Genomic DNA, 12344 nt, shown 5'->3' on the forward strand with positions numbered 1-12344 from the left:
ATGTGTCTATCACAGAGGATTAAACAGGTGCAAATCGCTCTTATTTCATGTCCCTTGGCTCCAGACTCTTGTCTTGCCACTCTATAGCTTCCAGGAAGCCAATGCCATCGGACAGCATACGCTTCAAGACATCCAGTTCCTCCGAACTGTAGCGACTTAAAAATTCAAATAACTGATGCTGTACCTTAACATGCAGCCGTTCATGCACGAGAAAGAGCTTTTTCCCCAACGGGGTTAGCCGAAAATAAATTTCTTTTTTATTGTCGTTAAGCTGGGCTCTGCGAATCCAGCCTTCCTTGATCAGCTTGGTGCTGACTTTCGAAACCGTACCTTTGCTCAGCTCAATCCGATCCGCTAATGTCGTCACATTAATCGGCTCATGTCTCCCGATACAGTCAATGACATGGACATCGGTGAGGTTGAGTGAAGCTATCCCATCAAAATGCTCGTGGATTTCTTCGAGAAAAGACAAGCCCTCTCTCTGCTGATGCTGCTCCAGCTGGTGATTCATCTTAATAAGCAAATCATAGACATACTGAACTGCTGCGGTTTTTTCCATACAAACAAATGGTCACTCCTTTGGCATACTCCTCCCTTCATTATAGCCCATGTTTGTTTCACCGGAAACAATATAGTTATAGCAATACCGGCTCTCCACCACACCAGCGTGCGATGCCCTTCCCAATGACACTTGGTATACCTGCTTGTTCCACGGAAATGGCCCATGCAATATAACCATCCGGGCGTATGAGCACTGTATGGACATCGCTCCAGCCTACGGGCAATTCCTCGGCTACAGCCTCCACATATGACAGGTGCGCAAGCGGGATATTGCATAGCTCGCCCGCTACTTTAGCATCCTGCGCCAGATGGAGCAGTACAAAACGGCCCTCATGGAGGAGATCATAGGCATACGATTTCGTTCCATCATTCATCAGCAGTGGAAAATCGGCAAACCGTTGCCCGTTCAGTGGATGCTGTGGCACATCCTCAACTGCCGGATAAAATACATCCAATGCACTCACTTGCTCTGCCATGGAACTATTGATTTCCGGATAACGGAACCATTCCTCCTGTAGCTGACGGTGCGCCAATACAGCAGACGTAAAGCCCAATAAGTGAGTTTGAATCTCCGTATTCCGCAGAAACTGCGTGTTAACAGGGTAACGTTCGTCATGATAGCTATCGAGCAGCGTGTCTGGAGCCCAACCACGGATTACTCCCGCCAGTTTCCATCCAAGATTCGCAGCTTCTTGTAAACCTACATTCATACCCTGTCCTCCTGCCGGGAAATGAATATGCGCAGCATCCCCCGCTAACAGGATTCTCCCCTTGCGATATGTTTCAGCCTGCCGCGTAGCATTCCCGAACCGGGATAGCCAGCGAGGATTGGATATTCCAAGGTCTGTACCCAATACATAGCGCAGTTCTGTCTTAATTTCTTCCAGCGTTACAGGCACGTCTTTCGGGACACGCATCAAATGGGGTGTAGTCAAAACAACCCGATAAACATCCGGTGATACGGGGACAATCATCACTCCCCCCCGCTCTGTGTATTCGGAACGCATCCCATTCTCAGGAGGAACAGTCAGCTCTACATCCCCCAATACGGCGGTCAGAGTGGTATCTGTGCCCGGAAAAGCAATGCCCGTCTGCTTCCGTACGATACTGCCTGCCCCATCGGCTCCTACGACATAAGCCGCAGTCATGACCGATACATTCGCCTGCGGGCCGGACACGTGTACACTGACCACTTCCACACCCTGATCCTGCTCCCGTACAGATACCACCTCCTCACCACGACGAATGACAACTCCCAACGCTTTTGCATGCTCTTCGATCACCTGCTCTGTCATGACCTGCGGGATAAACAAAGTATAATTAGATGAACTATCAAGCATCGAAAAATCTAAACGAGTATCCAGCATTGCAAAATGTCCTGTACTTATAGGTCTGCCATGCTGCATAAACCGTTCCTTCAATCCACGCATATCAAACATCTCAAGTGTGCGTGGGTGTAGCGTAAGCGCGCGTGATTGAGAAACAGGCTCCTCTAAACGTTCTATTACACAAACGCTTACCTTAGCCAAGGCCAGCTCAGCAGCTAGCCACATCCCAACAGGACCGCCGCCTACGATAATCACTTCATAATCCATGCTTCACACTCCTTTGTATACGTTCATGTCCACCACCTAATCGTTTCATTCGAAACAATATATACATACGAAAATCTCCCCTATAACATTTTCGTATCCATATAAAATCATATCTGTCTATGACATTTTGTTTCTCTTGAAACAATTTTATTTTAGTTCAATTGATAATAATTATCAACTGTTTTTTTAAAGTTTATTCCTCTCTCCCACACCATTAATAACATTTTTATTTTTGAAAATTAAATTGTATAATCGTTAAATGAACAAGAGCAAGCCAGGTATAGGCTCTCTATAGAAGGGATGATGACGCATGTCAGATGCAAACCAATTATTCGGTCAAGCACTGGTTAAATCGCTGGTTGGTGAACGCGGACATATTCGAGTGGCCCGGGCATTACCGGACATCGATGTCGAGCTGGCAGGGAAGAAAAATGCAGAAATGCCTTACAGCATTTATCAGCTATTGAAGCACATGATCTACTGGCAGCAATTTATGCTGGAGCATTTGGAAGGCCGGAAGCCCCAGCTTCCCGGCAATGTCATGGAAAGCTGGCCTGAAGAATCCGGACCGCAAAGCGAAGAGGCATGGCAGGCTGTCATTCAAGAATTTTTACAGGGTGTAGATCGAGCGGTACAGATTGCCGAAACCGCGCAGCTGGATGATTCACTGGCTCATTTCCCCGGTGAAACGAAAGCGGGCCTACTGCGAAATATCGCTTCTCACAACTCCTACCACTTGGGCGAAATCGTCCTGCTGCGCCGTATTTATGGAGCTTGGCCACCACCAGGAGGCGGCTTTCCCGCATAACGGAGATACCAAGCTCTGGTCACACAAACAGAGCATAATTTAAGCAGGAGGATTTCTCCAACCAGAAGCTTCGCCCCCGTAATTGCATTGGGGATTTAGGCACAGCGGGGAATGCATCCGCGTATCCTATGAGGAACCCGTTCCCCTTGTGCCCTGCTTACTTCATATTCATCCTAGCTTGATTTGCAGCCAATCTTGCGTCATCAGGACTATTCGACCAACGGTTCCCATCATGCAAGGTTAAGAGAGGTTCCGATGATATGAAAAAGCACTTATATTTAAATCGCAATCTCATCTGTATGATTGTTATTAGCCTTATTGCCAACATGAGTGGGAGTATGATTCTTCCGCTCTTTGCTATTTATGTAGAGCAATTCGGGATATCTGCATTCCGTATGAGTATTTTATTTTCTCTATTTTATGTGGGGAGATTTGTAGGTGGAGGCCTGGCAGGACGGATTTACGAGAAGGTTGGCGCCAAACGCCTAGGGTTGAGCTTACTCATCGCTGAAATCGTTTGTATGCTTCTGTTCCCGGTTGCAGAAAGCTTTATCATGTTATCCATCCTTAGATTTCTTCAAGGCTTGGTGGCTGTAGGATTAACAGTCTTTGTAAGAGTCACTATCAACCACATCAGTACCATGGAAAATAGAGGAACGCTCAATGGATATATCAGCAGCAGTGAAGGTGCGGGTATGATTTTAGGCCCCCTTATGAGTGGAATGATCGTTTCTTATTTTTCTTTAGCGGTTCCGTTTTATTTCGTTGCTCTTTTATCCTGTATATCCTTCGTAGCTGTTTCAAGAATGACTTTCTTCCATTCCCCCTCACAACCTCAACAACAGCATTCGCTCCCTCAGAAATCCAAAAGAAAAACCATGTTAACGAAACAGCTACTTCTCTATTCCACCGTTCATTTCCTTGAAATGAGTGCATTCGCTATATTTTTAACGTACTTCTCCATATATGCAACCTACAAACTACATTGGAGTCCAGCAGAAATCAGCTTAGCTTTTACAATCATCGGCATATCGACCTTTGTATCAGCACCCTGGATTGGCAAAATATCCGATATCCTCAAAGACCGCTTAATCCTCTGTATGATGGGGCTGTTATTCATCATGGTAGAAATCGTTTTATTTCTTTGGTTCACGGAGCAGTGGATTGTTTACTTGGGGATGTTCATAGGAGGCATTGGCGGAGCCAGTTATCTGGATTCATTTTACTCGCAGCTGGGAGACGTTATTCCTGAGGAACATAGGAGCTTATTTATCGGCAACGTCGTGTCTTTCTCTGAATTGGGGGCCATTGTTTCTCCGATCGTCGTAGGTGCGCTCCTTGAACGCTTTAGCATAAACGCCCCCTTTTATTACAATATTATTTTGGTGTTTATTGCGATTGTTATCCAATATTTCATGCGATTAAGGTCGCGAGCCTCAAAAAACAGGCCACTTGCATAAACAAGCGACCTGTTCCTTTACCTGTGATTACTTTACCTATTGTTTACAGCACCAATTCCACAGCAACTCCAAAATGATCAGATACAACCGATCCCGTCTTCCCGTTCAACACAACGGCTGAAGATCGAACCTGCACGGCCTGATTGGAGAAAACATAGTCAATCCGCAGCGGCTCCGCGTTACCTTCCCAGCCTGCAATGGCTTTGATGACGGTATGGCCCTCATCATGCACTGCTGCGTTCGAATAAGTATCCAACCAACCGGATTGCAGTACATAGTCATATCCTTCTCCGCGCACTTCGGCAGCATTATTGAAATCTCCCATCATGAAAACAGGAGTGGGCGACAAAGGGTTCAATATTTCCGTAGTACGATCCCAGAGTCCACGGAAGGATTCCTCATCATTCCACCAGTTATAGTGTCCACTGACAAACCATGCCGGTACCCCGTCCACCACAGTCTGAATACCCACAATTTTACGCGAGCGATAATTGTCATAATCGCGAAGCGAGGAAACATATTCGTTCACCGTATCTGTAATCGGTGTCCTGGACAAAACCGCCAGACCCTCGTCGTATTTGGCAAAACCAATATGTGCGGGCGCCCACGTCCAATGATAGGCATCGGACAATAACCCATTCAGCACATAAGCATAGTTATCACGCTTAATGACGATTTCAGGATCAGCGCTATAGTAAGAGCCCAAATCGTCCGATGACAAAGGCGCTTCTTCCATGGACTGATTCACTTCCTGCAAAGCAATGACATCAAACTGCTGTTCTTCAATAAAAGCAGCCAGTTGCTTTAGCTTTTCGAGCTGGTTTTCTTCCATCCAAGCATGTGCATTTAAGGTTAACAATTTCAAACTAATCACCTGTTGAGTATGTCTTGTATATCTGATTTAAGTACATCGGCCTTCGGTCCGTAGACCGCTTGAACTCCATTGTCTACTTTAATCAAGCCCAGAGCACCCAGCGCCTTCCACGTCTTTTCGTCTCCGACGGCATTCGTGTCTTTCACCGTTACACGCAGACGGGTCATGCAGGCATCCACCTCGACAATGTTCTGTTCTCCCCCAAGCGTCTTGATGATATCGACAGCCAGTTGATTCTGCGTGTAAGCAGCAGCCAGTTGATTCTGCGTTAATGCAGCCGCCACACCCTCTGTCTCCGTAGTTCCTGCTTCGGAAGCCTGCTGAGGCTCTTCATCTGTATAGTTCCCCAAGCGTCCCGGTGTAGCCATTTGGAATTTACCAATCATAAAATAAGCGATAAAGTAGGTTGCCACCGCAAACACGACACAAGTCAGCACGAAGTTGATAATGTCCTGTACCAAACCTGCTTTTATAGACAACGGCAATCGGGTCAGCAACTCAATCATACCAAACGAATGTAAACGCAAATGTATAATGTCTGCCATTCCGAACGCAATCCCGGTAAGAATAGCATAAACGACATACAGCAAAGGCGCCACAAACATAAACATAAATTCCAGCGGCTCTGTTACCCCGGTCAAAAAGACAGCTGCGGCGGCTGAAAAAATCATCGACTTGTATTTTCCACGCTTATCTTTGTCTACACGACGATACATAGCCACCGCCAGTCCCATGAGAATTCCCGCTCCGCCGATCATCTGCCCCACCTTAAAGCGAGCAGGTGTCACGCCTTCCAGCAATTTATTATAAGCTGCCGGATCGGTGCCATGAAGCACACTCAGGTCACTGGCCCAAGCCAGCCATAGAGGGTCTTGCCCGGCAACAACGCTTCCCGCTCCGGAACCCGTGAGTGTCGTGTAAACGCCACCAAGTTGAGTATAGTTAATAGGAACAGTCAGCATATGATGAAGTCCAAAGGGAATTAACAGTCTTTCCAGTGTACCATAGACAAATGGAGCTACAAAAGGAGCCGACTCTCCCGAAGTCGCCAGCCAAACGCCGAACTGGTTAATTCCCCCCTGAACAAATGGCCAAATGGCAGACATGATCAAGCTAACGATGACAGACCATAAAATCACGACAAAAGGAACAAAACGCTTGCCGTTAAAAAAGGCTAAAGCGTCCGGCAGCTTGCGGTAATTGTAGTACTTGTTAAATACCACTGCCCCGATGAATCCGGAAATGATACCAACAAACACGCCCATATTCAGTGCAGGTGCGCCCAAAATAGACGTGAAATAACCACTGACCGGAATGGTTGCACCAAAGAGAGTCTGGGTGGTTGCCCCCTCCTGTGTCAGCATCTTCGAGGACACGCCCAAAATCGTCCCTGTTGAAATATTGATGAGGATAAAAGCAATCAAGGCAGCAAAAGCCCCACCTGCCCGTTCCTTAGCCCAAGAGCCACCAATCGCCACAGCAAACAGAATGTGCAAATTATTAATAATACCCCAACCCAGATTCTCCATGACTCCGCCGACAGTTAACCAGAAATGGATATCGCCAGCCAACATCGCCACTACTTTACCCAGCGAAATCATAATCCCCGCTGCTGGCATGACGGCGACAACCACAAGCAGTGCTTTCCCAAGCTTTTGCCAAAAATCAAATGATAGAAGTTTTTTCATGCTCCTTCAATCTCCATCCCTTATAGTATGTACAGCGTTGTTCGTACCCTATATACATTATGCAATCGGTTGCACGATTATTATAATGATATCGCTTTCTATTGGCAATACCCTAATTTGTAAATATCTTCGCTAATGGCGACATGTTACTCGGAAAAAGTCGCGAATTTGTTGATTTTCGAGCAATATCGTATGATAGAACATAATATTTCCTGCTTGAGATAGCAAAAGGAGACGAAGACGATGGCAGTAACCATCAAAGATGTCGCAAAGCGTGCCAATGTTGCTACTTCCACCGTATCCCGTGTCATTCAAGACAGCCCAAAAATTAGCGAGGCCACCAAGGCACGTGTCCGCAGGGAAATGAAGGCGCTTGGCTATGAGCCCAATTATTCAGCCCAAAGCCTGGCAAATCGTGTCACACAGTCGATTGGCATTATTATGCCTGAATCGGATGTGGCGATCTTTCAAAATCCGTTCTTTCCGGAGAGCCTTCGCGGTATTAGCGAATGGGTAAATGAGCACAACTATACACTGTCGATTGTCACTGGGAAAACAAGCGATGAATTGCTATCCCGCGTAAAGCTGATGACGCGGACAGGACGTGTTGACGGCTACATTGTCCTGTACTCCAAGCAAGAAGATAGCATCGTGGAGTATTTTCATAAAGAAAAAATACCTTATACCGTCATCGGCAAGCCTCAGCAATTTGTCAGTGAAACCACCCATGTAGACAATGATAATTACCAGGCTGCCAAGGATGTGGTCACTTATTTGACGGGACTGAATCATCGGCACATCGCCTATGTTGGCGGAGATCATGAGCGTATCGTAAATATCGAAAGACTCCGAGGCTATCAGGATGCGCTGCGAGAGGCAAGCTTGCCTCTACCGGACGAATATGTGGTTAGGGAGCCCTTTAGTCTGGAGGATATGCGGGCATTATTGCAGGTTTCGCCGCCGCCCACCGCCATGATCGTGAACGACGACCTGGTAGCCATGGCAGTACAGAAAATGCTTTCTCAGCTCGGCGTGTCCATGCCGGAGCAGCTATCCATGGTGAGCTTTAATAATTTGATGCTGGCTGAGCTGATGAGCCCCTCACTTACTTCAGTGGATATTGACATCTTCACTTTGGGTTATCAGGCTGCCAAAAACCTGATCGAGAAAATCGAGGACCCCAAGGAATTGACCAAACACATTATTGTTCCCCACCGAATCGTAGAACGCGAATCGTGCCGCGTACTGCTATCCTCCGAGGAATAAACCAAAGCTGATTTTATGGACATCCATAAAATCAGTTTTTTTGCGTTGACAGGGCAAACGGTTGCACTATATACTGAACTCGCTCATATATTGGTTTCGTTAAAACAACGATCTCATTTCCGAGAGGGGTACGCAATCATGGTTTATAACCGATTATTTGACGTAGATAACTGGAAGCTGACAACTCACACTCTACATACCACACACATGCGATTACAGGAAAGCATAATGTCCATAGGCAACGGATACATGGGCATGCGCGGCAATTTTGAAGAGGCTTATTCAGGTGATCATCATCAGGGGACTTACATCTCCGGTGTCTGGTTCCCCGACAAGACCAAGGTCGGATGGTGGAAAAATGGCTACCCTGAATATTTTGGCAAGGTCATCAATGCGATGAATTTTATCGGCATCGGTCTGATCGTGGGCCAGCAGGAGGTAGATTTATTTACCGCGCACGTCAGTGATTTTGTGCAGGAGCTGGACATGAAGCAGGGTATCCTGCGGCGGGCCTGTACCGTGAACGGTCAGGTTCGTATCACTACAGAGCGTTTTCTAAGCATTACCACTCGCGAGCTATGCCTGATTGATTACCAAGCAGCGAATATAAGTGAACAACCTCTAACGATTGAGCTTGTCCCCTATCTGGACGGCAATACGAAAAATGAGGACACCAACTATGGTGAGGTTTTCTGGCTGGAGGAGGCGCGCGAGGTTCAAGAGGAATTCATCAGCCTCTCCACAACAACGATAGACAATCCCTTTGGTGTTCCGCGCTTTACCGTAAACGCTACCATGGGCATTGTGACCGAGGGACAGGAGATGCAAACGACAGAGGAGGGCTTTTTGTATGCGGCACGGCACTATCAATATATCGTCGCTCCCGGTGACAGCATCCAGCTGCAAAAGATTGTGGCCGTTACCACCTCACGTGACATGGAGAAGGACGCACTGATCCCACAAGCTGAACGCATTGCCGTGGAAGCTGTGAACAAGGGCTACGCAGCACTCAAGCAAGAGCATATCGCAGCTTGGGATAGACGTTGGGATAAAGCAGATGTTGAAATCGAGGGAGACGCGGAGGCTCAGCAAGGAATACGCTTCAACATTTTCCAGCTATTCTCTACGTACTACGGTGAAGATTCACGTCTGAATATCGGGCCGAAGGGCTTTACGGGTGAAAAATATGGCGGTGCCACCTATTGGGACACGGAAGCATACGCCGTACCTATGTACCTGGCGCTTGCCGATCCCGGCGTGACCCGAAATCTGCTGCTGTACCGCTATCATCAACTGGAGGGCGCGAAGCATAACGCGGCCCAGCAAGGGCTTCGGGGGGCATTGTATCCCATGGTCACCTTTACGGGTGTGGAATGCCATAACGAATGGGAAATTACCTTTGAGGAAATTCACCGTAACGGGGCCATTGCCTATGCCATTTACAATTACACCAACTATACGGGCGACTCGTCCTATCTTCACCAGTACGGCATAGATGTACTGGTCGAAATTAGCCGCTTCTGGGCTGACCGGGTTCATTTTTCCAAAAGCCGTCAGCAGTATATGATCCACGGGGTTACCGGGCCGAACGAATATGAAAATAACGTCAATAACAACTGGTATACCAATACGTTGGCTGCATGGGTTCTAAAATATACGTTATCCGTCTTGCCTCAGATTTCGACAGAGAAGCTGAAGCATCTGGCGGTTACAACGGATGAGCTTGGGCATTGGCAGGATATCATCGACCGCATGTATTATCCCTATGATGAGGAACGAGGGGTCTTCGTACAGCACGATACCTTTTTGGATAAGGATTTGCAGCCTGTATCCTCCCTTGATCCCAGCAACCTGCCACTCAATCAGAAATGGTCATGGGATAAAATCCTGCGTTCCTGCTTCATTAAGCAGGCAGATGTGCTGCAAGGGCTGTACTTCTTCGGCGACCAGTTCACACTGGAGGAAAAAGCACGCAATTTTGCATTTTATGAGCCGATGACCGTCCATGAATCCAGTCTGTCTCCATCCATTCATGCCGTGCTGGCCGCTGAGCTCAAAATGGAGGAAAAAGCGGTCGAGATGTACAAACGGACGGCACGTCTGGACCTCGATAACTATAACAACGATACCGAAGACGGACTTCATATCACTTCGATGACAGGAAGCTGGCTGGCGATTGTGCAGGGCTTTGCCGGAATGAGAACGTATCGTGAAACGCTGAGCTTTTCCCCTTTCCTGCCGCAGGGCTGGAGCAAATATACGTTTAAAATCAATTATCGCGGTCGCTTGCTAAGTATTCTCGTACAGGAAAATGAAGTAATCATTACATTGCTGGACGGAGAACCCTTGACGCTGGAGCTGTATGGACAGCCGACACACATAACCAATGGACAGCCGTTAATGACGAACAGTGTTTCATAATCTGGGCAGATAGGGGGAAAAGCAAATGAAGGCAGTGATTTTTGACTTGGACGGCGTGATTACAGATACCGCCGAATATCATTTTCAGGCATGGGAAAGCTTGGCGGCGGCGTTAGGCATTCCTTTTGATCGGGAATTTAATGAGCAGCTAAAAGGAATTAGCCGTACAGAATCGCTCGACAAAATACTGGCGCGCGGCAATCTGTCCGATGCGTATTCAGACGAAGATAAGCGAGAGCTGGCCACACGAAAAAATACGGAGTACCAGCGGCTCATCTCGGCTTTAACTCCCTCGGACGTTCTTCCAGGCATTAAAGCACTTCTGGCAGAGCTCCAGGACGCGCGGATCGGCATAGCGCTGGCCTCTGCAAGCAAAAATGCAGCGTTTATACTGGAGCGGCTGGAGCTGACGCGCTATTTTGACAGCGTTGTGGATGTCACCGCCATCCGGCATGGCAAACCAGACCCGGAAATTTTCCTCACCGGAGCCGCCAATCTGGGCGTTCAGCCTGCCAACTGTATCGGCATAGAGGACGCACAGGCGGGCATTCAGGCAATCAAGGGTGCCGGAATGTTCGCGGTTGGTGTAGGGACACCCTCGCAAATGCAGGGTGCGGATGTTGTGGTGGCCACTACAGCCGAGCTGTCCTTAAACATGCTGGAGGATCATTTTTACGAGTTCAAAAAATGACTCCACTCCTCACCTTCCTATGTATTACCAGCGACGAACACCATTTGGTGTTCGTTTTTGCTTGTCTATACTCAAATGAGGAAATAAGTCCATAGACTTTTACATTATCCCATGGATATTTATCATGTTTTTACACATATTACATGTATGCATATTTAAGCTTTTGAAGGAGGTCAATCATGGAAAGATCATTCGAGGCGAAATTAGATCATCTAAAAAAGACCCTGGATCATCTTCCTGATGTCGTCTTCAAAAAAATGAATGTGGGACAAACGGGAATTCATGTAGCTATGGTCTATCTCTCCGGCATTGCGGATACACGTATGCTTAACGAACAAATCGTTAAGCCGCTCATTTCAACTGGAATCCGTGAAGGCCGCCCCCAGGTTAATCTGGAAACACTGAGAGAAGAATTGGTACAGCAGACGGCTTTTACAATAAATGCGAAAGAAGGAACAGATCTTGAGGCGTGCGTGATTGAAGTGTTATCAGGAAATACTTGTCTGCTGATCGAAGGAAACGATGAGATTTTTGTTACTTACACAGGCAGATTCCCTTCGCGAAGTGTTGAGGAACCAAGCACCGAGACTTTGGTGAGAGGGCCGAGAGAAGGCTTTATCGAGGATTTGGAAAGCAACCTGGCAATGATAAGACGGCACATCAAAGATCCCACTTTCAAAATTGATAAATTAAGGATAGGAAGAAGATCCTCTCGAAAATTAGCGATCTTGTACATATCGGATATCGCAAATCCGGAGCTGGTTCAGGAAGTTAAAGGAAGAATCGAAACGATTGATGTGGACGATGCTTCCGACACCGGAATTATTGAGCAATGGATCGAGGAAAATCCATGGACTTCGGCATAAGGGGGAATCCAGATGGGAAGCAGTAAGTTTCCTGTTCAAGCAAGGGCAAGCTCCCTCCTCAATAAAGCATAAGATAATAAGATGTACTCAAGCCTTCTTACGTTATAGCGTAAG

At 47.2% G+C, this 12344-nt stretch carries 10 protein-coding genes; 6 read left to right on the forward strand and 4 right to left on the reverse strand.

Annotated elements, in window-relative coordinates; translation table 11 throughout:
- Positions 1–40: 40 nt before the first annotated feature.
- Complete coding sequence (locus LCF57_RS08895; protein ID WP_226000366.1) at positions 41–559, reverse strand: MarR family transcriptional regulator; 519 nt, start codon at positions 557–559, stop codon at positions 41–43.
- Positions 560–635: 76 nt separating this feature from the next.
- Positions 636–2156, reverse strand: a complete 1521-nt coding sequence (locus LCF57_RS08900; protein ID WP_226000367.1) for a monooxygenase — start codon at positions 2154–2156, stop codon at positions 636–638.
- Positions 2157–2466: 310 nt separating this feature from the next.
- Between LCF57_RS08900 and LCF57_RS08905 the strand changes: the two genes are divergently transcribed.
- On the forward strand, positions 2467–2964 hold the full coding sequence (locus LCF57_RS08905; RefSeq protein ID WP_226000368.1) for a DinB family protein: 498 nt from the start codon (positions 2467–2469) through the stop codon (positions 2962–2964).
- A gap of 260 nt (positions 2965–3224) precedes the next feature.
- Positions 3225–4424 carry an MFS transporter gene (locus LCF57_RS08910; RefSeq protein ID WP_226000369.1) on the forward strand — a complete coding sequence of 400 codons (1200 nt, stop codon included), beginning with the start codon at positions 3225–3227 and terminating at the stop codon, positions 4422–4424.
- 43 nt (positions 4425–4467) lie between these two features.
- On the opposite strand, the gene LCF57_RS08915 is transcribed toward LCF57_RS08910, so the two are convergent.
- Together LCF57_RS08915 and LCF57_RS08920 are read right to left on the reverse strand one after the other, a co-directional pair.
- Entirely contained in the window at positions 4468–5289 is an 822-nt protein-coding gene (locus LCF57_RS08915) for an endonuclease/exonuclease/phosphatase family protein (protein WP_226000370.1), read from the reverse strand.
- A gap of 5 nt (positions 5290–5294) precedes the next feature.
- Entirely contained in the window at positions 5295–6986 is a 1692-nt protein-coding gene (locus LCF57_RS08920) for a PTS transporter subunit IIBC (RefSeq protein ID WP_226000371.1), read from the reverse strand.
- A gap of 243 nt (positions 6987–7229) precedes the next feature.
- Between LCF57_RS08920 and LCF57_RS08925 the strand changes: the two genes are divergently transcribed.
- From LCF57_RS08925 to LCF57_RS08940, 4 genes are all read left to right on the forward strand, one after another.
- Positions 7230–8252 carry a LacI family DNA-binding transcriptional regulator gene (locus LCF57_RS08925; RefSeq protein WP_226000372.1) on the forward strand — a complete coding sequence of 341 codons (1023 nt, stop codon included), beginning with the start codon at positions 7230–7232 and terminating at the stop codon, positions 8250–8252.
- Between the two features lie 138 nt (positions 8253–8390).
- Entirely contained in the window at positions 8391–10673 is a 2283-nt protein-coding gene (locus tag LCF57_RS08930) for a glycoside hydrolase family 65 protein (RefSeq protein ID WP_226000373.1), read from the forward strand.
- Between the two features lie 25 nt (positions 10674–10698).
- A complete protein-coding gene (gene pgmB, locus LCF57_RS08935; protein WP_226000374.1) occupies positions 10699–11364 on the forward strand; it encodes a beta-phosphoglucomutase in 666 nt (221 codons plus the stop codon).
- Positions 11365–11543: 179 nt separating this feature from the next.
- On the forward strand, positions 11544–12230 hold the full coding sequence (locus tag LCF57_RS08940; RefSeq protein ID WP_226000375.1) for a spore germination protein: 687 nt from the start codon (positions 11544–11546) through the stop codon (positions 12228–12230).
- The last annotated feature ends 114 nt before the right edge of the window (positions 12231–12344 follow it).

Source organism: Paenibacillus sp. BJ-4, assembly GCF_020404765.1.
In the GTDB taxonomy this organism is placed as follows: Bacteria; Bacillota; Bacilli; order Paenibacillales; family Paenibacillaceae; genus Paenibacillus.